General features: G+C 62.1%; 21 protein-coding genes. 11 read left to right on the forward strand and 10 right to left on the reverse strand.

Annotated elements, in window-relative coordinates; translation table 11 throughout:
* Positions 1 to 18: 18 nt before the first annotated feature.
* Together HP556_RS14895 and HP556_RS14900 are read right to left on the reverse strand one after the other, a co-directional pair.
* Positions 19 to 1,638: a hypothetical protein gene (locus HP556_RS14895; RefSeq protein WP_175367552.1), complete on the reverse strand. Its 1,620-nt coding sequence runs from the start codon at positions 1,636 to 1,638 to the stop codon at positions 19 to 21.
* Between the two features lie 53 nt (positions 1,639 to 1,691).
* A complete protein-coding gene (locus HP556_RS14900; protein ID WP_089261652.1) occupies positions 1,692 to 2,984 on the reverse strand; it encodes an adenylosuccinate synthase in 1,293 nt (430 codons plus the stop codon).
* 473 nt (positions 2,985 to 3,457) lie between these two features.
* Between HP556_RS14900 and HP556_RS14905 the strand changes: the two genes are divergently transcribed.
* From HP556_RS14905 to HP556_RS14920, 4 genes are all read left to right on the forward strand, one after another.
* Positions 3,458 to 3,979 carry a FecR domain-containing protein gene (locus HP556_RS14905; RefSeq protein WP_175367553.1) on the forward strand — a complete coding sequence of 174 codons (522 nt, stop codon included), beginning with the start codon at positions 3,458 to 3,460 and terminating at the stop codon, positions 3,977 to 3,979.
* A gap of 37 nt (positions 3,980 to 4,016) precedes the next feature.
* Complete coding sequence (locus HP556_RS14910; RefSeq protein WP_338117572.1) at positions 4,017 to 5,906, forward strand: CHASE2 domain-containing protein; 1,890 nt, start codon at positions 4,017 to 4,019, stop codon at positions 5,904 to 5,906.
* A gap of 200 nt (positions 5,907 to 6,106) precedes the next feature.
* Positions 6,107 to 7,459 carry an HWE histidine kinase domain-containing protein gene (locus HP556_RS14915; RefSeq protein ID WP_175367554.1) on the forward strand — a complete coding sequence of 451 codons (1,353 nt, stop codon included), beginning with the start codon at positions 6,107 to 6,109 and terminating at the stop codon, positions 7,457 to 7,459.
* Positions 7,460 to 7,470: 11 nt separating this feature from the next.
* The gene (locus HP556_RS14920; RefSeq protein ID WP_231077883.1) at positions 7,471 to 7,863 is read left to right on the forward strand and encodes a response regulator; all 393 of its coding nucleotides are present in this window, start codon (positions 7,471 to 7,473) and stop codon (positions 7,861 to 7,863) included.
* 8 nt (positions 7,864 to 7,871) lie between these two features.
* Here HP556_RS14920 and HP556_RS14925 read toward each other — a convergent pair whose 3' ends face one another.
* Both HP556_RS14925 and HP556_RS14930 read right to left on the reverse strand, forming a co-directional pair.
* The gene (locus tag HP556_RS14925) at positions 7,872 to 8,063 is read right to left on the reverse strand and encodes a hypothetical protein (RefSeq protein ID WP_175367555.1); all 192 of its coding nucleotides are present in this window, start codon (positions 8,061 to 8,063) and stop codon (positions 7,872 to 7,874) included.
* Between the two features lie 174 nt (positions 8,064 to 8,237).
* On the reverse strand, positions 8,238 to 8,447 hold the full coding sequence (locus HP556_RS14930) for a cold-shock protein (protein WP_068731259.1): 210 nt from the start codon (positions 8,445 to 8,447) through the stop codon (positions 8,238 to 8,240).
* 268 nt (positions 8,448 to 8,715) lie between these two features.
* Here HP556_RS14930 and HP556_RS14935 point away from each other — a divergent pair, with 268 nt between their 5' ends.
* Positions 8,716 to 9,417, forward strand: a complete 702-nt coding sequence (locus HP556_RS14935) for a class I SAM-dependent methyltransferase (RefSeq protein WP_175367556.1) — start codon at positions 8,716 to 8,718, stop codon at positions 9,415 to 9,417.
* Positions 9,418 to 9,445: 28 nt separating this feature from the next.
* Positions 9,446 to 9,847 carry an avidin-fold protein gene (locus HP556_RS14940; RefSeq protein ID WP_210269199.1) on the forward strand — a complete coding sequence of 134 codons (402 nt, stop codon included), beginning with the start codon at positions 9,446 to 9,448 and terminating at the stop codon, positions 9,845 to 9,847.
* Positions 9,848 to 9,858: 11 nt separating this feature from the next.
* Here the strand turns inward: HP556_RS14940 and HP556_RS14945 are convergent, their stop codons facing one another.
* Positions 9,859 to 10,770 carry a PhzF family phenazine biosynthesis protein gene (locus HP556_RS14945; RefSeq protein WP_175367557.1) on the reverse strand — a complete coding sequence of 304 codons (912 nt, stop codon included), beginning with the start codon at positions 10,768 to 10,770 and terminating at the stop codon, positions 9,859 to 9,861.
* A gap of 270 nt (positions 10,771 to 11,040) precedes the next feature.
* Here HP556_RS14945 and HP556_RS14950 point away from each other — a divergent pair, with 270 nt between their 5' ends.
* A complete protein-coding gene (locus tag HP556_RS14950; protein WP_420878668.1) occupies positions 11,041 to 11,820 on the forward strand; it encodes an alpha/beta fold hydrolase in 780 nt (259 codons plus the stop codon).
* A gap of 107 nt (positions 11,821 to 11,927) precedes the next feature.
* Complete coding sequence (locus HP556_RS14955; RefSeq protein WP_175367558.1) at positions 11,928 to 13,175, forward strand: cupin domain-containing protein; 1,248 nt, start codon at positions 11,928 to 11,930, stop codon at positions 13,173 to 13,175.
* Positions 13,176 to 13,225: 50 nt separating this feature from the next.
* On the opposite strand, the gene HP556_RS14960 is transcribed toward HP556_RS14955, so the two are convergent.
* On the reverse strand, positions 13,226 to 14,788 hold the full coding sequence (locus HP556_RS14960; RefSeq protein ID WP_175367559.1) for a serine hydrolase domain-containing protein: 1,563 nt from the start codon (positions 14,786 to 14,788) through the stop codon (positions 13,226 to 13,228).
* Positions 14,789 to 14,899: 111 nt separating this feature from the next.
* Positions 14,900 to 16,021, reverse strand: coding sequence for an HPP family protein (locus HP556_RS14965; RefSeq protein WP_175367560.1), 1,122 nt, complete (start codon positions 16,019 to 16,021; stop codon positions 14,900 to 14,902).
* 203 nt (positions 16,022 to 16,224) lie between these two features.
* Between HP556_RS14965 and HP556_RS14970 the strand changes: the two genes are divergently transcribed.
* The 3 genes from HP556_RS14970 (at position 16,225) to HP556_RS14980 (ending at position 17,666) form a co-directional block, all read left to right on the forward strand.
* Positions 16,225 to 16,749: a carboxymuconolactone decarboxylase family protein gene (locus tag HP556_RS14970; RefSeq protein WP_120288645.1), complete on the forward strand. Its 525-nt coding sequence runs from the start codon at positions 16,225 to 16,227 to the stop codon at positions 16,747 to 16,749.
* Positions 16,750 to 16,771: 22 nt separating this feature from the next.
* Positions 16,772 to 17,245, forward strand: a complete 474-nt coding sequence (gene ybaK / locus HP556_RS14975) for a Cys-tRNA(Pro) deacylase (RefSeq protein WP_120288644.1) — start codon at positions 16,772 to 16,774, stop codon at positions 17,243 to 17,245.
* A 118-nt stretch (positions 17,246 to 17,363) separates the two neighbouring features.
* Positions 17,364 to 17,666, forward strand: a complete 303-nt coding sequence (locus HP556_RS14980; RefSeq protein ID WP_175367561.1) for a DUF3551 domain-containing protein — start codon at positions 17,364 to 17,366, stop codon at positions 17,664 to 17,666.
* 105 nt (positions 17,667 to 17,771) lie between these two features.
* Here HP556_RS14980 and HP556_RS14985 read toward each other — a convergent pair whose 3' ends face one another.
* The 3 genes from HP556_RS14985 to HP556_RS14995 form a co-directional block, all read right to left on the reverse strand.
* The gene (locus HP556_RS14985) at positions 17,772 to 17,957 is read right to left on the reverse strand and encodes a hypothetical protein (RefSeq protein ID WP_120288642.1); all 186 of its coding nucleotides are present in this window, start codon (positions 17,955 to 17,957) and stop codon (positions 17,772 to 17,774) included.
* A complete protein-coding gene (locus tag HP556_RS14990) occupies positions 17,954 to 19,108 on the reverse strand; it encodes a PepSY-associated TM helix domain-containing protein (protein WP_338117574.1) in 1,155 nt (384 codons plus the stop codon). The genes HP556_RS14985 and HP556_RS14990 overlap by 4 nt, the downstream gene beginning before the upstream one ends.
* Positions 19,109 to 19,252: 144 nt before the next feature.
* Positions 19,253 to 21,556 carry a TonB-dependent siderophore receptor gene (locus HP556_RS14995; RefSeq protein ID WP_246297726.1) on the reverse strand — a complete coding sequence of 768 codons (2,304 nt, stop codon included), beginning with the start codon at positions 21,554 to 21,556 and terminating at the stop codon, positions 19,253 to 19,255.
* Between the last annotated feature and the right edge of the window lie 238 nt (positions 21,557 to 21,794).

Raw genomic sequence — 21,794 nt, forward strand, 5'->3', positions numbered from 1 at the left:
ACCAGCGCGCTTGATCTGTTACTCGCCCCAGGCCGCGAAGGCGTCGTTGAAGGCACGCTCGCCGGGCGAGCCCTTCTCGATGGCGATGATGGCGCGGCGCTGATTGGCATAGACCAGCGGGATATCGAACCATGACCGCTCCTTCAGGAGCTGCAGGTTGCGCGCGCGATCGCTTTCGACATTGCTGAGACCGACCAGGAAGAAGCCGTCGGTGACCTTGACCGCGAGGCCGGCCAGCGGCGTGCCCCGTGCCTGCTCGTTCGACTTCATCAGCACGCCCGGAACATTGGCGATGCCGCCGCCGGCGAAATCGGGCGGCAGCACGAAAGTGAGTTCGGCCGTGTGGCTGGCAGGCAGCGACGTGTCGGTGTTGCGGCGGAACGACATGGTCATCTTGAACTTGCGTTCCGGAATCTCGATGTCCGCGCGCACGGCGATGTCACCAGGCTTGCCGCCGGTGCCCTTGATCTGCTCGGTGCGCCAGACCACCGTGCCGACATATTGCCGGCCCTTCGGTTCAGCCGGATCCTCGTCATACAGAACGACGCGCTGCGCGACGGGCGCGATCTGATCCGACGACGACGGCTGACCAACGCGATCGGCGATCTTCGGCCGCGGCGCCAGCGGCGCATCCTTGTTGTCGGTGACGACGGGCGCCGAACCGCCGGCGAAACCGCGCACCATCTTGTTGATCGTCGGCCATCCCAGGATCACGGCGCCGATCAGGATCATCACGATGCCGATGAGAAGCGCGGTCTTGAACGGGAAACCGCCGCTGACGCGCTTCGGCTTCGGAGGCTTGGGCGGCTTCGCCTTCTTGCCCTTGGAATCCTTGATGCGCGACGGCGGCACCTGCGACTCGTCGCCGTCCTGGTCGTCGTAAGCCGTTTCGTCGTAGCCGAACGCCTCGCTCCGCGCTTCCATGCTGGGTTCGAGACGATCGAATTCCGGCGTCGGCGACGGCACGTTGGCGTAGGTCTTGCGCGCCGCGCGGTTGGCCTGGGCGGCGGCGCGGCCGAGATCGTCGACATCGGCGGTGACGTCGCGGAAACCGCGCATCGCGGCATCGCCCTGGTCGCCGCGGTCGTTGCGGGCCGGCGGGGGTGCCGCCGGATTGTTTTCGAAGCGGCGCGGCGTGCCTGATCGTTCGCGGGTTGGTGGACCGTTCGGATCCTGCGCGCCGGCATTGGGGGACTGCTGCTTCGGAATCGGTGGCGGATCGACGCGCAAGGTGCGTGGCTGGCGCGGCTCTTCCGGCACGCGGGGAGACGCCGGCGTCGGCGCAATCGGCTGGCGGCCGCGCGGCGACGGCTCGGCCGGCGTGGCACCGGCACGCGGCCCGGCATTGCGGAAAGCATCGCCGGCGCGCGGCTTGCCGTCGCCCGTCGTTCCAGCCCCCGCAGGCCGCGACGCATCGCGAGCGCGCTGGGCCGCTTCGGATTCGACCTTGCGGACGGCCTCTTCGAGCGACAGCCGCTCCCTAGTGATCTCTGACTCGCTGAGCGGCGGCTCGACACTGCGCAACTGGGCAATCAGAGCCGTGCGGGCGCGCTCATAGAGCGCGCGCCGCTGCTCACCGGGAGCACTGGGGTCCAGTCCGGCGATGGCACGGGCGATCAACGGGTAGTAATCAGCCATCTCGACTCAATGTTGCGGGTGCATCAATTTGGAGGCTATCCGGTAACAGTCCGTTAAGCCTCGAACGGGTTTTGCACCAGAATAGTATCTTCGCGTTCCGGGCTCGTGGAAAGCAAAGCAATCGGACAGCCCACCAGTTCCTCGATCCGGCGCACGTATTTAATCGCCTGCGCCGGCAGATCGGCCCAGGAGCGGGCGTTCGCGGTCGGCTCTTTCCAGCCTTCGATGGTCTCGTAGATCGGCTCGATCCGGGCCTGGGCGCCTTCACCGGCCGGCAGATAGTCGATTTCCTTGCCGTCGAGCTTGTAGCCGACGCAAACCTCGATGGTGTCGAAGCCGTCGAGGATGTCGAGCTTGGTCAGCGCCAGACCATTGATGCCGCAGGTGCGGACAGTCTGTCGCACCAGCACCGCATCGAACCAGCCGCAGCGGCGCTTGCGCCCGGTGTTAACGCCGAATTCCTTGCCGCGGCGGCCGATCTCTTCGCCGATCTCGTTGAGCAGTTCGGTCGGGAATGGACCCTGGCCGACGCGCGTGGTGTAGGCCTTGCAGATGCCGAGCACATAGCCGACCGCGCCCGGGCCCATGCCGGTGCCGGTCGCCGCCTGCGCTGCCACGGTGTTGGACGAGGTGACATAGGGATAGGTGCCGTGATCAACATCGAGCAACGCGCCCTGCGCGCCCTCGAACAGGATGCGCTTGCCTTCGCGGCGCTTGCTGTCGAGCAGCCGCCAGACGGCCTCAGCGTAGGGCAGCAGCACCGGCGCGAATGCGGAGAGCTCCTTCACGATGTCAGCCGTGTTGAATTCTGCGAGGCCGAGGCCGCGGCGCAGTGCATTGTGATGCGTCAGCAGGCGATCGACCTTGTGTGGCAGCGTGGCGAGATCGGCGAGATCCATCAGACGGATGGCACGGCGGCCGACCTTGTCTTCATAGGCCGGGCCGATGCCGCGCTGGGTGGTGCCAATGGCGGTGGCCTTGTTGGCATTCTCGCGCAGCGCATCGAGCTCGCGGTGCAGCGGCAGGATCAGCGTGACGTTTTCGGCAACGCGCAGATTGTGCGGGCCAACATCGACGCCCTGGCCGCGGAGCTTAGCAACTTCATCGACAAAGGCCTGCGGGTCGAACACCACGCCATTGCCGATCACCGAGAGCTTGGACTGGCGCACAACGCCGGACGGCAGCAGCGCCAGCTTGTAGGTCTGGCCATTGATGACCAGCGTATGACCGGCATTGTGGCCGCCCTGATAGCGGGCGACGACATCAGCCTGATCCGACAACCAGTCAACGATCTTGCCCTTACCCTCGTCGCCCCACTGGGCGCCGACGACGACAACATTGGCCATTTGGCGCTAGTCCTCTGAAAATACACGCGTCGAAGCGTGATCAGCGCGGAAAACGGTCTGCCGTTTGCCGGATCACGCCCAGGCATCCGCCTAAACGCGGCCAATGATCTTGGTTACCCAAGTCTTCCAGGACGCTGTCTGCGATGCAAAACGGGAATAAAGGAAGCGCGGGGGGAAAACAAGCACGAACGCCCCGAAAATGGCCTCGTTGGCCTCATGCAAACCTTTGATATCCCCTGAAAATCCGGGGCGATGTGGCGAGATTGCGGCAGCGCTCGCGGCCCGATTACTGAGAATGCCTCTCAATCTCACATGGTCGTGAGATCGGCCGTACCGGTTGGATCTGCCCTCGTTGTGCCGCGGCGTCGCCCTATATGGGTACCTCCGAGCGTTAATCACGCCGCTCGCCCGCTGACGTTGAACGGAATCCCCCGCCGCCCGCCTTACCGATGTGGCGTTCAGGAGTAACCAACATGACCCATTCAATCAGGCTGGCGGCGGCCACTGTCGCTGCGGCGTGCCTGTATGGCAGTGCTGCATCGGCGCAGCAGGCCGGCCCCGGCTGTACATCGAGCCAGCCGACCGGCGGCCCACAAACCCTGCACTGCGGCGGCGTGACGATCATTGCTGAAAACGGCGCGCGTTTCACGCTGCTCGACCGCGACCGCAACGGCCGTGTCGACGGCGTCGACCTGCAAAGCAAGGCCATTTTCATCGAGGCCCCCAAACAGAAGGCCGGCAAAACCTTCGAGGTGATGACACCGCAAGCAATCGCCGCCGTGCGTGGCACCAAATGGGCGGTGGACGCCGAGGGCAGCAAGACCTCCGTCTTCGTCGAGACCGGTCGTGTCGGCGTCAGGCGTGTGACCGGCCCCGGCAGCGTGAGCCTCGGCCCCGGTGAAGGCGTCGATGTCGATGCATCAGCGACACCACTCGACATCAAGCGTTGGCCCGCGCCGCGCGTCGCCGCATTGATGGCAAGGCTTGGTCGTTAGCAAGGCTTGGACGTTAAAGAGGCCTGGATACGCGACGATGATGAAGGCCAGCAGATTGCAGACACCGCTCGCCATGGTCCTTGCGGGCGTGTGGGCGGCAGCACTGGCCTTTGGTCACAACCGCGGCGATGTCGGCTTTCTCGACCGGTTAGAGGCGACGCTGACCGACCTGCGCATCCAGATCCGCGGCGTGAAGAAACCGCCCGATCTCGTCACCATCATCGCCATCGACGATCGGGTCGCACGCGAACAAGGCAGCTATCCGCTGCCCCGCGCCACGCTGACGACAATCATCGAGGAGATCACACGCTACAAACCGAAAGTGCTCGCACTCGATCTGCTGCTGGTCGATGCCGGCGCAGCGGAAAGCGATGCCGCACTGGCGCTGGCGATCGGCAAGACCAACACCGTCGTCGCCGCGGCGGCGCTGTTCAGCGAGTCCAAACAGACCGTGGCCACCAAGGAGGCCGGTCCGCTCGCGGACCTGCCCGTGGCATCGGGATTTCTGCTGCCGCTGAAAGTCTTCGCCGATCAGGCCACGGTCGGCGTGGTCAATCTCAACACCGATAGCAGCGGCGTACCGCGCTCGATGCCGATGCTGATGCGCTCGGCCGACCGCGTGATGGTGTCGATGCCGCTGCGCGTCGCATCCGCCGCCTCGCGCGACGATGCTCAGATTGGCGAGTACAATTTCTCCCTCGCCGGCACCCATGTCCCGACCGATGTCGGCCATTTGTTGCCGATGTCTTTCTATGGGCCGCGCGGCACGATCAGGACGATCAGCGCATCGGAGGTTCTGGCGGGCAAACTGCGCCGCGCCGATGTCGAGGACCGCGTCGTCGCCATCGGCGTCACCGTCAGCGGCGGCGGCGATTTCTTCTCCACGCCATTCGATCCGGTGATGCCCGGCGTCGAGGTCGTGTCCACCGCGATCACGCATCTGCTCGCCAAGGACACCTTGCTGCGCAATACATCCATCCGGCTGTTCGATGCCGGCTTTGCGATCGTCTTGGCGATGCTGTGCATCGCCCTGCTCGCCTGGCGGCGCAATGCCGTCGGCCTCATTGCGATTGTCGCCGTCGTCGCATTGTGGGCCGTGATCAACACCGTCGCCTATGCCCATGGCATCTGGATGAGCGCTGCATTGCCGCTGGCTGCGGCTGTGCCGCCGGCCATGGCGTTCGGCGCGCTGCAGATCTGGAGCAGCCGGCGCAGCGTGCAGCGTTTCGCCGCCCGCAGCGACCTGCTGCGCCAATTCCAGGCGCCGGGCCTGCGCGAATGGCTGATCAAGGATCCGGACTATCTGTTGCAGCCGGTGCATCAGCATGCCGCCGTCATCTTCATCGATATCTCGCGCTTCACCGCACTCAGTGAGACACGCGACGCAGATGCGGTGCGCGAATTGCTGAAGTCCTTCCACGCCATGATCGATCAGGTGACCCTCGCCCATGGCGGTGTGGTGACAACCTTCATGGGCGACGGCGCGATGATCCTGTTCGGATTGCCTGTGGTCGCCGATGACGATGCCGCCCGTGCCGTGCGCTGCTGTATCGAACTGACGACGCGCACCGGCACATGGATCGCCGGCCTTCCGCCTGAGATCGCCAGCCAGATCGGATTCAAGATCGGCGCACATTTCGGCGATATCGTCGCATCGCGTCTCGGCGGCGCCAGCTACCAGCACATCACCGCGACCGGCGATACCGTCAATGTCGCCAGCCGGCTCATGGAGGTCGCCGCGAGCCACGGCGCCAAGGTGGCCCTGAGCGACGACCTGCTGCGCGCCGCGGGGGCTGATTGTGCGGTGCGCGCAACGGGGGCGCTGAGCGGCCCGACCGAAGTCCAGATCCGCGGCCGCAGCGGCGCGGTCAGCGCGTGGCTCTGGCACGACGGCAGCGCGGCGGAGGCTATATCGACCTCAGCGTAAATCGACGCACGCGGCATCGCCGCGATTGAGCCGGAACCCGGTCTGGTCTGGCACGTTTGCTCGAAGACCTGTTAGCGTAAATCCGCAACCGTATCTGTTTGCGGCCGTATTTCATTGCAGCGTATTTTTGCGATCGGAGCCGCAGCTCCCGGGTATTCGTGGATCAATCGTTAGGACCTATTCAGGACGCCAATTCATTCTTGCGAAGTTTGCTCGAAGCATCGGGCGACTGCATCAAGGTTCTCGATTTCGACGGCAACCTCATCTTTATGACCGACGGCGGCCAGCGCATCATGGAGGTCACGGATTTCGATGCGATCAAGGGCTGCCCATGGCCGGACTTCTGGCAGGATCAGGGCAATATCGACGCCAAGGCGGCTGTAAGAGCCGCTCAGCTTGGGCGTACCGGACACTTCCAGGGTTTCGCCGCCACAATGGCCGGCACGCCGAAATGGTGGGATGTCACCGTCACCGCCATTCCCGGCCCCGATGGAAAACCGCATCAGCTGCTTTCGGTGTCGCGCGATATCACTGCATCGCGTGCCGTGGATGTCGCGCTACAGGCCAGCGAAAGCCAGCTACGACTTGCACTCGACGCCGCCGACACTGGAACCTGGGATCTCGACCCGCGTACCGGCGTGCTGCAATGGGACCGGCGCTGCTACGAATTGTTCGGCCTCACCTTCGGCAAGCCGATCTCGTTCGACGTCTTCCTGCAAGGGCTTCATCCCGACGATCGCGACGTCACTGAGAAGGCGTGCCTGAACGCCATGAAGCTGGACGGACCGCAGGCCTATGACATCGAATACCGCACCATCGGCCTCGATGACGGCATCGAGCGCTGGTGCTCGGCCAAGGGCCGTGCGGAATTCGAAAACGGCGAAGTCAGTCGCTTCATTGGAACCATTCGCGATATCGGCAAGCTGAAGCGCGCCGAAGCGCAACAGCAAATGCTGACGCGCGAACTCGAGCACCGCATGAAGAACACCATGGCGATGGTCGGCGCCATCGCCAGTCAGACGTTCCGGACTGCCGCGACCAAGGAAGATGCGCGCACAATCTTCGATGCGCGTCTGGCCGCGCTCAACCAGGCGCATGACATCCTCACGCAATCGAGCTGGACCAGCGCGTCGATGCCCACGGTGATCGCTGGCGCGCTCGCGCCGCATCGAACGGGCGAAAAGCGCATTCGCGTCTCGGGCCCCGAGGTGGAACTGACGGCCAAGCAGGCGCTGTCGCTGGCGCTCGCGCTGCATGAACTCGCAACCAATGCCACAAAGTATGGTGCATTATCCGTTCCGGACGGAACGATAGATATCGACTGGGCTTGTCACACCGGCAGCGACGGGCCGGCGTTAGGTTTCGCGTGGCGCGAATCCGGCGGCCCCGTCGTGGCGCCGCCGACGCGACGTGGATTTGGCTCACGACTGATCGAAGGTACGCTGTCTGCCGACTTCGGCAGTTCCGTCAAAATCGAATTCTTGCCCGAAGGGCTCACATGTCGGTTCGAAACCAGATTGAGCGATCTGGCTTCGGTGCCCGACGAAAGGTGACACCAATTTTTATGGCATCACTCCAAGAACTCAATGCACGTGACATGCAGCGGCCCGCCGTCCTCATCGTCGAGGATGAGCCTCTGCTCCGCATTCACGCGGCCGACATCGTCGAGGAAGCCGGGTTCTTCGCCATTGAGGCCAACAATGCCGACGAGGCCGTGCGAATTCTGGAAACGCGCGACGACATCGTTCTGCTGTTCACCGACGTACAGATGCCTGGAAGCATGGACGGGTTGAAGCTGGCCCACGCGGTACGCAACCGCTGGCCACCGATCAAGATCGTGATCGTTTCCGGCCATTTGCAGGTCGCCAAGAACGATCTGCCCGACGACAGCCGCTTCTTCGGCAAGCCGTTCGAGACGACGAAGATGATCGCGGAACTACGCGCGCTGATCGGCTAGAGCCGGCGCTACTGGACGGGTTGCTCACCGGTGATGGCGCGATCGATGGCGTCGACCACGTTCTGAATCTCGACAAACTTCATGCGAGCCCGTTCCGCATTATCGCGATTGAAGGGCGCCGCCAGCACTTTTGCGTGCGCATCACGTTCCTCGATCATGCGCATACGCGCCGCCTTGAGCGTATCCAGACGTTCAATCATCTTGATCGATCCTCATATGGGACGCTGAAATCGGACGTATGATCATGCGTATAGCATGAAGCCCGCCGATGATGATCACCGACGGGCTTCAGTCATTCAAAATCTATCAGACGAGGCAAAACTTGTTGGTCGAGAAATCCCAGTACATCCGTGGAAATTTCAGGACCTTCAAGCTCAGATCGCGCGGAGATCTTCCGCGCTGGTCTTGCCGCGCATCTTGTCAGCCTTGGCTTCGAAAGAAACCTTCTGGCCTTCATTGAGCGAACCCAATCCAGCGCGCTCGACTGCACTGATGTGAACGAACACATCCTGGCCGCCGTCATCAGGCTGAATGAAACCGAAACCCTTGGTCGCGTTGAACCACTTAACTGTACCGACTGCCATAACTATTCTCCAAGATGTGCGAATGCGCGAGCCCTACGCGACATCGCGTGAGCCCGATCCGATTTCAACGATGTCTTGGGGAATGGAGCCGATTACGGCGCGGTCAACAAGCCAGAGCATATATTCGAATAACTGCAATATAGATGATTTCAGCCGAATTACAAGAACAATGATTCCAGAGCGTGTTTAACGAGCATTTACAACGGTGAACTTCAGATCGAAGCTGGCTGTGGAACTCTGATTTACCGTTGCTGCAGCGGGCACACGAATGGACAGATCGAGGCGACGCACACCGGTTCTGGCCGAACTTCGCTTCGCCGAGCGACGCTGCGAATTCGACGGGCTCGATCTCACCACGCGTTTCGAGCTGATCTATCGCACCAATCTGTGGGGCGCTGAAAAATCGCAATCCGGCCTCGGCTCCGAACTCGACGCAACAACGTCACTCCGCCGCGACCTCACGCAATTGCTGCGACGATTACGGGTGCAATCCATCCTCGATCTGCCCTGCGGCGATTTCACCTGGATGGCGCAGATGGACCTCGGTGGTATCCGCTATCTCGGCGCCGATATCGTTGCGGATATCGTGGCAGCCAATGCCGCGCACTATGGCAATGCAGGCTATATCCATTTTGCCCGCCTCGATCTCGTCAGCGATACCCTGCCCGCTGTCGATCTGGTGTTGTGCCGCGACTGCCTTGTGCATCTGTCATTCGCCAACATCCACCGCGCCATCGCCAATCTGAAACGCTCCGGTACCCACTGGCTGCTGACCACGACATTTCCCGACGCATCAGCCAATCGCGATATCGAGGACGGTGACTGGCGCGTACTCAATCTGCAGCACGCACCGTTCCTGTTTCCTGCTCCCTTAGCCGTGATCAACGAAGGCTGCACGGAAGCTGCCGGCGACTATGCCGACAAGTCGCTGGCCCTGTGGCGCGTGAGAGATCTGCCGGACGGGGCGTGAAGTTATGTCAACAGATAGCGAGGTGCGCATGGATAACAACAGTTCCGATGAAACCGCAAAGACGCTCGTCGAACAATTGGACGGACGCAGCTTTGTCACGACCGGCAATGCGGAAGGCCTGTCGACTGCCGCAACGACGTTCCAATACTCAAGCGATGGAGCAACTGTAACCGGCGGCTATAAAGGCGGTCACATCTCTGTCGGACAGATCGCAGGGAAAAGTACCAGCCCGGACACGATCGAATTGCTGTTTCAATGTCTGACCACCGACGGCCAGCTTCTCAGCGGCCAATCGTCCGGGCGGATAGCCCGAAATCATGATGGCCTTCTGACCATCGATTTCAATTGGTCCTGGCTGACGGGCGATCGATCTGGCGGCACATCACACTACATCGAGGTCACCGGCAACGAAGCAGGCAACATGCCGTAGTGGCCCTCACGCTACACGTCGATACGGCCCTGCATCACCGGCACGCAACGGCCGGAAATGCGAACGCTCTCGACATGTCCATCACGCTTCCGCACCTCGACCTCAATGAGGCTGCGGCGCCCCATCTCAACGCCCTGCTCGATGGTGATGCCACAGACCGCATCGCGGCGCGGGTCGAGCGTGACGAGATAGGCCGCGAGCGCCGCCGAGGCGCTGCCGGTGGCGGGATCTTCGGGCACGTTGCTGAGCGGCGCGAACATGCGGGCGCGCAAATGATCGATGCCGTCGCCGGTGCGGACATAGATGAAGGCCGAGAAGCGATCGTCGCGGTGCCAGTATGTCTTTCCCGCTACCTCAAAGGCCGATGTATTCGGACGCGCGGAGGCCAGTGCATCGAGACCCGACAGTTCAGCGACAGCGAAAGGCAGGCCGACGGAGACGATGCGCGGCGGATGCGTGTGTGACACGACCGCATCCGCCGGCAGCGAGATGCAGCCGGCCAGCGTCGCTACATCGACTTCGTCACCGATCTGAACGGATTGCGGCGCGACAAAGCCGGCGCCGATGACCTCCCCACCATCGCGCAACAGATCGAGATGGACGAGGCCCGCCTTCTCTTCGAACACCATGCGATCGCCGACAGGCTTGCCGAAGGCCGTGCCCTGACGGCCAAGCACGAAGGCAGTGCCGACATTGGGATGACCGGCGAACGGAATCTCATCAGTCGGCGTGAAAATGCGAACGCGTGCGGTATGCGCGGGATCATCCGGGGGAAACACGAAGGTCGTTTCTGAATAGTTGAACTCGGTGGCGATCTTCTGCAGCAGCGTATCGTCGATGCCACGCGCATCCGGAACGACCGCCAGCGGGTTGCCGCCGAAACGCTGGTCCGTGAACACATCCACGGTGACATAGTCGATCATGCTGTAGCCCTCACCATTCCGTTACCGCTGGGTTCGCCGACGTAACAGTCGGCGCGGGCCCTGCGTATTCGTAGCCATAAACCTAGGTATGCCGGCTGCACACCACCGTCCGATTCACCGCGGCCTTGCCATCCCATAGACCAAATAATGTCATGCCGATCCGCTCCCGTTCGAGCTGACCGGCGCGAACTCGTCAAGTGCAACATCCATGCTTCCCTTGTCCCTCCGGCCGAAACAATCGCCGGGCAACCGAATGGTGATACCATGTTGATGAACTCCCTTTCCAAGACGACTCTGCGTGCGATGCTGACAGTGGCCATGTGCGTGCTAACGGCGCCGATGGCGCAGGCTGCAACCGCAGCGCCCGTAAAGGCAAAGAACGTGGTTCTGGTGCACGGCGCCTGGGCCGACGGATCGAGCTGGGCCGGAGTCATTCCGCTGTTGCAGAAGGCAGGACTCCATGTGACGGCCGTGCAGAATCCACTGAGCTCGCTGGACGACTCCAATGCCGCGACGCGCCGCGCATTGGCGCTGCAGGATGGCCCGACCGTCCTCGTCGCGCATTCCTGGGGCGGCACGGTAATCAGCGACGTCGGCACCGACCCGAAGGTCTCGGCGCTGGTCTATGTCGCGGCCCGTGCGCCGGACGCCAATGAGGATTTCGTGGCGCTGTCCGGCAAATTTCCGACGGGCGAGGTGCGCGCCGGAATCCAGACCCATGATGGCTACACCCAGCTCTCCGAAGACTCGTTCCTGAAATATTTCGCCAATGGCGTTCCGCGCAAGCAGGCCGAAGTGCTCTATGCCGTGCAGGGCTCGACCGCCGCATCGATCTTCGCAGGCCGCACCACTGCAGCCGCGTGGCATGACAAGCCGTCATTCTATGCCGTGTCGAAAGAGGACAAGACGATCAATCCCGATCTCGAACGTTTCCTCGCCAAGCGCATGAATGCGACGACGATCGAACTCAATGCCGGCCACCTCTCGCTGGTTTCGCATCCCAAGGAAGTCGCCGACCTGATCCTCGCTGCGGCGGGCGTCAAGAAGTAGAGCTGTTTCTTTCTCCCTGACAGCGCGCGTCGGGATACCCGGCGCGCACCGCTTTCATCGATCCGACAATCATGACGCAGATCTGCGTCGCAACAGGAGGACGTCCCATGTTCTCACGGAGAGATCTCATGGCAGCCACAGCATCGGGCATCGTGATGACGGCCGCAGCATCGGCACAGGCCGCCACATTCGGCAATCCGGATCTGCCGCCGCAGGGCGCGGTCAATGCCAAAGGGCCGAACAATCTGAGCGATCCCGGCCCGCAAAATCCCATCATCGCCGGCCAGTTCCCATCCTCGCAATTGCCACCGGCGACCGATATCGGGGGCATGGCGCTGCCATGGGCCACGTTCAACAATGCGCCGCGGCGCATCCAGAATGGCGGCTGGGCACGGCAGGTGACGCAAGCAGACTTTGCGATCTCGACCACGATCTCCGGCGTCAATATGCGGCTCACCGCCGGTGGCATCCGCGAGATGCATTGGCACCAGGCGGGCGAATGGGCGATCATGACTTACGGCTCGTGCCGGGTGACCGTGCTCGACAATCAGGGCCGGCCTTATGTTGCCGACGTCAGCGCGGGCGATCTCTGGTACTTCCCCTCCGGCGCGCCGCATTCGCTGCAGGGCCTCGGCCCCGATGGCTGCGAATTCGTGATCTGCTTCGATGACGGCCAGGCCAACGAGTTCAATACGCTGCTGCTGTCGGACTGGATCGCGCATACGCCGCCGGAAATCCTCGCCAAGAATTTCGGCGTGCCGGTCGAAAGCTTCGCGAAAATCCCGCTGCAAAATCTCTGGATCTTCCAGGGCACGGTTCCCGGTTCGCTCGCGACCGATCAGGCCTCGTCCTATCGCGATGCGGATGTTGCGCTCTATCCGTTCACCTATTCGCTGGGATCGTCCAAGCCGGTCAAATCGACACGCAACGGCGAGATCCGGATTGCCGACACCAGCAACTTCACCGCTTCAGCGACGATCGCGGTGGCGCTGGTGACGGTGAAGCCCGGCGGCATGCGCGAGATGCACTGGCATCCGAATGCCGACGAGTGGCAGTATTATCTCGCGGGCCGCGCGCGGATGACCCTGTTCAATTCCGGCCCGAACGCCACCACCATCGACTTCACGCCGGGCGATGTCGGCTACGTCAAACGCAACTTCGGCCACTATATCGAGAACACTGGCGACACCGACCTGCAATTCATCGAGGTGTTCCGCGCGGCGCATTACGAGGAAGTGTCGCTGTCCGACTGGCTAACGCACACGCCACCGGCTCTCGTCGCGCAACACCTCAACGTGGCACCCGAAGTTATCGCCAAATGGCCACGCCGGACGCCAGGCATCATGCCAGCCTGACGCTGCAAGACCGCATAGGAGGTCTCGGGACTTCCCGTGCCTTTCGGCGATCACCCGCCCGACTGTCCGTCGATTGCGACATCGACACCTTCATAGTTCTTGCCGCGAAGACTGACCTTGTCGCCATCGAATGACAGCGTCCATGTCCGTATGCGGCCGTCCTCGCCGAGGGTCCTGCGCTCGATTTCGAACGCATGTTCGTCCAGCCACCTCCCCTTTACGGTAATAACCCCAAATGCCGTTGGCGTCCCTCTGCGATACCGTCCGTCGAGCCCGAGAGGGCCACTGATCTTCTCAGCCCCTCTCGTGGGATCGCGACTATAGATTTCGAAATCATAGTGCGGATGGGAGTCCACGAATGTCAGCGTCAGCGACTTCACACCGAGAGGATTAGGCGAAAAGGTGTAGGTCTTGCCTGATACCGCGGAGGCAATCGGAGGTGCTTCCTTAACTTCCACCTGTGCCTCGGTTGAAATGGCGCGAACAACGCTTGCGAGTCGCGCAGTGCCGGCAGGGTCCGGCTGTATTGCCGTCTCGGACCTGACAGCCTTTGGGATGGCGTCCACGATGTCGGTCACCGGGCAATTGTCTCGGCCGGTCGTCACAGCAACGAGGTCCAGTGCTGGATAGACCATCACAAGCTGACAGTGCAGCCCGCTCGCCCAATAGACATTGCGGTCAGGTCGCGCCCAGAAGAAGTTCGAATAGCGAAACTCCGGCGCAAAGGAGAGCTTCATGTCCACCGTGGCGTGGCTCACTCTGTCGATCCAAGCCGGCGACACCAGCGGTTTGCCCTCCCACGTCCCGTTGTGCAGATACAGATAGCCGAATTTCGCCATGTCGCGCGGATGCAGCGCCAGGCCGTATCCGCCGGTCGAGATGCCCTGCGGATCGCGCCGCCATTTCCACGCCGTGATGCCCAACGGACCGAACAGCTTCGCTTTCGCGTAATCCTCCGCACTCATGCCGGTCACTTTGGCAAGGATGGCCGATAGTAGATGTGCATTTCCACTATCGTAATTGAAGCCGTCTCCCGGCGAAGCAGCCATCGGACGATCGAGAATGTACTGGATCCAGTCCCGGCTCCGCTCCATGCCGGCCGTCGACTCCAATGAACGGTTGACACCGGCCCGGCCGTCCCGCGCCAGTCCGGACGTCATGTCCAACAGACTTTGAAGCGTGATCGCCTTCTTGTTGTCATCAAGGTTAGCAGCACTGCGCTCGCCGAAGAATGCCAGCATCCGCTGGTCCGTGCCCTTCAGGAGACCATCCTGCAACGCCATCGATGTCAGCGTGCCGATGACGGCCTTGGTGACGGAATTGACCACGTGCGGCAGATCGGCAGTGTAAGGCGCGTAATAGGCATCCAGAACGATCTTGCCATGACGCACGATCAGCAGGCTATCGAAATCGTTGCGGCTTCCGAGCTCCAGCAGTGCGGCGAGCGCTGCCGAATCGACGCCCTGCTCTTCCGGCGTCGATGTCTGCCAGCCCTGGGTCGGCCACACGACGGCCCGTCCCTCCTCTGCGATGACGCCCGCACTGCAAAACGCGACGGCGAACATGCCCAGGCCGAGCACAAACTTCAGAACGGGAATTCGTGAAGATCGCATGACAGCCTCGCTGTGAGTTTTAACGCTGCGCGAGGACCATATCTCCAGCTACAGATTGTTCAACCGAATTGCAGCTTCATTCCGCCCGCGGACTTGCAGGTGCGCGATCACCTACACGGCAACAGGAACAAGCTTCGCGACGGCGCTGAGCAAATCGGTCTGGGTGATCAGCCCCTGAATCATGCGGTCCTGATCGACGATGATGACGGCGTGTGTTCGTCCATCGGTCAGCGTCGGCAGCAAGGTCACCGCGGGCGTCTGCATCGTCGCCGTCGCTGCGGGCGACATGGATTTTCCGACATCGCCCGATTCTTTCATCAGCTCGCGGAGGCCGACCGTTCCGACGAGCTGTCCCTGCTTGCCCAGGACGGGAAGCGTGCGGACATTGTGCAGGAGCAGCCGCGAGCGAGCCAGTTCGGCACTATCCCGCAATCCGACCGTGACGACATCGCGCGACATGATGTCTCCGCACAGGATCGTGCCGTGCGAACGCAGCATGGCTTGCAGTTCGACCTGCCGCAGCAGCGTTTCGAGATCGTCGGGGCTGATATCGAAAGTCTCGCTGAGCGCTTCCAGCGCCTTGTCGATATCCTCGGCGCGAAAGCCGACCCTGAGCTCCGGGCTGATGTCCGACGTCTGATGCGGATTTGCTGATGGCACCGGCGCCCTGTGAGGATAGGTCCGCCGCGAGATCTTGTGGAACAGATAGCCGAGCCCGACCAGAAGCACCGAGTTCAGGCCAACGGGCACGAATGGAAACAGATATCCCGACGCGGTCACGACAGGCCCGCCGATGATCGCCGTCAGCGCCGTGGCGCCGCCGGGCGGATGCAGGCAGCGCGCAAAGGACATCGCGGCGATGGCGAGTGATACGCCGAAGCCGATCGCCAGAATCTGGTCGGGAATGAGATGCGCGACAGCAACGCCGATCAGAGCCGAGATGGTGTTACCGCCGATGATCGCCCATGGCTGGGCCAGCGGACTCGTGGGAACCGCAAACAGGAGCACAGCGGAAGCGCCCAGCGGCGCCACGATCAGCGGCAGGCTGGAGCTGTCGCCCAGCACAGATCGGCAGATCAGTCCCGTGAGCACGATGCCCAGCAGTGCACCCAGGCAAGCAATCATGCGCTCGCCAAGCCGTGCCCCCGCCAGGATGGGGACGAACAGTCGAATACCTGTCTTGCGAGGTGCAACGTCGCTCGAAAGGTTCCTTGGGTCTTCTCTTTTTGTCATTGAATCGAGACCGGCGCATGGCCCCGCCAGAATGACGGGCCCCCCTTTGACCACTATGCACAAGCGCCTGCAATGTTGAATACGACACGCAGGCCTGACGATCGCGATCTGGCAGAGCTATCCCTTCCCGGCTACAACGGCACGGCCACTCGCCCGAACGCGCCCCATCAGGAGGGCGCGACGGCGATCTCAAGGGAGGACCCATGGCCCGCATCGACTACAGCGATCCCGCCACAGCCAGCGAACGCACCCGCGAGATCCTCGGCAAGAACCGCAATGCCAACATCTTCCGCATGATGGCGCATTCGCCCAGCTACCTCGAACAATATTGCCGGCTCGGCGGCGCCATCCGCAACAAGGGCGAGCTCGATCCCGTGATCCGCGAACTGGCCATCACCCGCACCGGCATTCTCTGCGAGGCGCCGTATGAAGTCGCCGCGCACAAGCGCATCGGCGGCTATGTGGGCGTCACCGAGGAGCAGAACGCCGCGCTGGAGGACTGGCAGACAGCGAGCTGCTTCACCGACGTGCAGCGGGCGGCTCTGGCCTTCACCGATGAGATCGTCGCGCTGCATCGCCCAACCGACGCGACCTTCAAGGCAATCGCAGCCAAGCTGACACCCGGCGCGCTGGTGGAATTGCAGCTCTCGGTCGGCTTCTACATCATGACCTCGAAATTCCTCGAAAGTTTTGCTATCGACATGCAGCCCGTGTCCGAGGTCGTCTGAGTCACCACTGCTTGAGCACTCCATGTCGAAAACCACCCACGCCACGCAGACGCTGAGCAAGCTCGGCGCCGCGTTCACTCTGCATACCTACGAGTATGATCCGAATGCCGAGAGCATCGGCCTGCAGGCGGCGGAGGCGCTCGGCATTGCGCCGCAACGCATGCTGAAGACGCTGATGGCCGAGGTGGATGGCAAGCCGGTCTGCGTCGTGGTGCCCTCCGACAAGGAGGTCAGCATGAAGAAGCTGGCCGCGGCCTTTCGCGGCAAGAGCGCGAAGATGATGCGCCCGGCCGATGCCGAACGCATGACTGGCTATCACGTCGGCGGTATCAGCCCGTTCGGACAGAAGAAGCGCGTGCCCGTCGCGATGGAACAGGCGGCATTGTCCGAAAATACGGTCTATCTCAATGGCGGCCAGCGCGGGCTGCAGATCGAGATTGCGCCGGAGGCAGCACGGGCAGCGCTGGATGCGATGGCGGCCACACTGACGGACTGATGCGCATCACCGCGGTTTGAAGCCCCGGCAGGGTGCTGTGATCATGATGCGCTGTCGCGGGCGGGAACGGCCATGTAAGCTGCGCATTATCGATTTCAGACCTCAAGGGAGAATCGACATGCGCTCAATCCTGGCAGCAACTGCACTTCTGGTCGTGATGGGCGCCACGCCCTCCATGGCCCGCGAATATCCATGGTGCTCGCGCACCTCGGCCACCGGCTTCAATCCGAGCTGTACGTTCACCTCCTATAACCAGTGCATGGCCACCGTGAGCGGCCAGCGCGGCGACTGCATGCAGAACCCGATGTTGGCCTATGGCGACCAGCGCCGCGGCCAGAGCCGCGCGATACGCGGTCAGCAGGACGGTTGGGACAATGGATGGAACAACGGCTGGAACAATAACTGGGATCGGCGCTGGTAGCCTCATAGGCCAATAACAGATTGGCCGAAGGCGTAATCCGTCGCAGGCGTTACGATGTCGGAGACGTGGCGGATTGCGCTTCGCTGATCCGCCACGCTTTCTCAGTCACTTCCGGCAATACGCCCATGCCGCAATCGCAATCGGCAGCCCGACGCCGAACCACGCAAAATAGCGGCCGGGATCGCCCGCGAGCAGCGCCGACAACAAGCCTGCCAGCGATAAGACGCCAATGACGATCGGCGCACCGAACACGCGCCACCAGCTAGCTCTGTGCTGCGGCACCTCGCTCACGACGATGGCCCGATCGCTGCCGTCGCGCCGGCAGACAGCCGCGCCCCGCGCCTAACCTTGCTGCGCTTCACCGTCCACAGATACAGCCCGCTGCCGAGCACGATGATCGTGAAGACTGTGAGCAGTGCCCAGATGATCTTCAGCGGCATGCCGCCATAGTCGCCGAAATGCAGCGGCTGCGAGACGAGTACGGCTTTCAGATAGGTCGGCAGCTCGCTGGTGTCGGACACCTCGCCGGTCTCGCCATCGAGCAGCACCGGCTTCACCAGCCGCGACGTCAGCGGGGTATCGCCGCGCAGAAAGACGGCGAAGTGATGCGTCGATGTGAACGGCGTGCCGGGGAATGCGATGAAGGCTGGATCCATGCCGGGCGTCGTCTTCATGGCATTGCCGACGACCTTGTCCAGCGAGGCGAGCTGCGCCGGTGTCGGCTTGCCGGCATAGGGTGCGGCCATGGCCGCCAGCTCATTACGCTGCCAGATGCCGAGCATGACTTCGGCATAGGCGTTGATGATACCGGTGCCGCCGACCACCAGCGCCCAGACGATGGTGACCACGCCGAGCAGATTGTGCCAGTCGAGCCACAACACCCGGCGCGATTTCTGTTTGCGGATCGCCGCGAAATTCAGCCGGCGGGTGAACGGCCAGTACAGCACCACGCCGGAGATGATGGCGATCATGAAGAGGAAACCCATGACACCCATAAACCACTTGCCGGGGAGACCGAGATACATGTCGGTATGTAGCCGCAACATCACCAGCATCGGGCCGGTGCCGAGCAGACCCACCGGCTTCGCCGTATAGGCATCGAATGCCTTCACCACCGTGGTCTGCGGATCGGAGGTCACCGACGTGTTGGTGAAGGTCGAGACCATCCCGGGCTCGTCATTGTCCCAGGCCATATAGAGCAACACACTGCCGGGATGATCCGTGATCGCGGCGCGGCCGATGGCATCGAGACTGAGCTTCGCCGCGCCCGGCACATGCACATCCATCTTCGGCGCATAGCCGAGCGCCTCGTCGATCTCGTGATGAAAGATCAACGGCAGGCCGGTGAGGCACAGCAGCAGCAGAAAGACGGTGGAGACAAGGCTGGTCCATTTGTGGATCAGCGACCAGATGCGGGCCGTACGCGCTTTCAGGGGATCGATCCTTCTTTATTCACCAGGCCGAAATAGCCAATGTCGTCCCCGGCAAGCCGGAGACGACATTGGCTGATCATTTTGACGCGGCGACCGTGTGGCGAGCGTGACGTACAGCGACCTATTGTCGTGCCGTCTCGCTCATCCGCCGCACTACCACTTATAGCCGATGCTGCCCGTGATGCGGCGCCGGTCGCCATAGAAGCAGGCATTCGCAGTCGAACAGTTCGCGACGTAGATCTCGTCGGTGACGTTCGCAGCGTTAACCGCAAAGCGCCAATTCTGCCAATCGTAGTGCACGGCGAGATCGCCAAGAACCCGCGACGGAACCGAGAGCGTATTGGCCTGATCGGCGAAGGAGGAACCGACATAGCGCACGCCGCCGCCGAAGCCAAAGCCGCGCAGAACGCCATCCTGGAACGTGTAGTCAGCCCAGCCGGAAGCGAGCTGGCGCGGCGTGTTGGTCGGCACGAGACCGACCAGCGCAGGGTTGGCATCCGCGCTCGTGAACAGATTGTAGCTCGTGAACGAACCCACAACCTTGAAGCCCGGCGCGAGATTCGCAACGGCTTCCAGTTCGATGCCCCGCGAAGTGACCTCGCCGGTCTGAAGAGCCGTCAGCGGGAACAGCGGATTGGTGGTCGGGACGTTCTTGCGCTTGAGGTCGAACAAAGCGACCCCGAACTGGGCATTGATACCGAGTGGCTGGAACTTGACGCCGACTTCGGTCTGCTCACCCGTTTCCGACAATAGCAATTGGCCCGCGGCGTTGACGCCGATGATCGGATTGTAGCTGGTCGCATAGGAGACATATGGCGCAAGACCGTTGTCGAAGTTGTAGATCAGGCCGGCACGGCCACTGAACTTGCTCTCGTCACGGCTGAGCGAAGATGCGCCGAAGGCCTGATCGAAGCGTGAATTACTGACCCAATCGTTGCGACCACTGAGCACGAGGGTGAAACGATCCAACTTGATCTGGTCCTGCAGATACACGCCAAGCTGATTCTGCGTCTGGTTTCCGTCACGGTAGTTGGCGAAACCGGCCGACGATCGGATCTGCGGTAATGACGAATAAACCGGGTTCACCGCATTAATGTTCGGATAGACCGAGTTCATGCCCTGCGTATCGCTGATGGAATAGGTCTTCAGGTCGAGGCCGAACAGCGCGGTGTGACTCAGGATGCCAGTCGCAAACCGATACTCCACCTGACTGTCCAGCGTTCCCTGGTCTGCGATGCCGCGCGTGGCGAAGCCGTAGCGCTTCAGGTCGCCGGTCGCCGCGTTCGCATAGCTGTTGCCGAACGTCACGCCGTCTCCGACAGTGATGCCAGTATAGTTCACGTCGACATGCGCATAGCGAGCGTTCTGGCGGAACGTGACGTTGTCCGACATGTGATGCTCGAACTGATATCCAAGCATTTCCTGCTCTCGCTTGAAGCTATCGGTGCTCGGATCGCCGCCATAGAAGCTGGTGGAAATTCGCCCGAACGGCGCATTCGTCACCGAGCCAACGTAAGGCAGAAAATTCTCCGGGCGCGTCTCGTTATACGAGGCTGAGGCAAGCACCGTCAGCGTCGTGTCGATGTTCGGCTTCCATGTCAGCGACGGCGCGATGAAATAGTTGTTGTTCGGCGTGAAGTCGGTCTGGGTGCCGCCGTTCTGAACCTGACCGACGATGCGGGTGTAGAGTTCGCCATTGCCGGGCGCCAGCTTGATCGGCGTATTAATGTCGAAGCCGAAATAGGCGTTGCCATAATTATCGACGCCGGTTTCGACGTAACGGATCGGCTGGGCTTGCGGCATCTTGCTGACGACATTGACGAGGCCGCTGGGGCTGGAGCCGCCATACAGGATCGCCGACGGACCGCGCAGGATCTCGACGCGCTCCATATTGAACGGCTGCAGCTTCCAGCTCGCATACGACGTGTAGAACAGTTGCATGCCGTCGAGGAAGACGCTGTTGTCATCGGACTTGAAGCCGCGGATTAGGAACCAGTCGTTGCGGAAGTCGGCGCCGAAGGTGCCGGCCGCCACACCAGGTGCGTAACGCAGAATCTCGTCGAGCTTCGTGGGCTTCTGATCTCTAATCTGCTCGGCACCGATCACCGAGATCGCCTGCGGCGTTTCATTGATCGGCGTATTGGTCTTGGTGCCCGTCGAGCTACGATTGGCAACGTAGCCCTGGATCGGACCGCGCGGGCTTTCCACGAACACGTTGCTGCGCGAGGGCTGCGCCACCGGACGCGGCGCAACGGCGGTGCGGGCGCGCGGCGTGCGGCTCGGCGCTGCGGCCGCGCGGCGACGCTGCTGCGGTTGATTGACGACCACGGGTGGCAGCGGCTGCGCCCCGGTCTGTGTGGAACTGGACTGCGCCAGCGACGTATCGAGCGTGACGACGCTGAGCGCGCAGACCGACGACAGAAGCGCGAGACGCGACAGACGAATGGTGTTGTTCAAGGCGATCCCCAAATCTCATCCGCATCGACATATTCGATGATGGATGCCCTCATGTGATGGATCGGGGTTAGAGGGACGGCCGCGTCATCGCCAATAGAAGCGTTCCAAACAACAAGCATTCTGCGGCAGTGTGACATCACTGCCGCAGATTTTAATGGTTCTAAATTCAGCGGGTATTTTTCTCAGCAAGATGCAGTCCAGGCGCGACGGTTATGTCTGCCCGCAAATAGTTGTGGCG

The sequence above is a fragment of the Tardiphaga robiniae genome (assembly GCF_013359755.1).
Taxonomy (GTDB): Bacteria; Pseudomonadota; Alphaproteobacteria; order Rhizobiales; family Xanthobacteraceae; genus Tardiphaga; species Tardiphaga robiniae.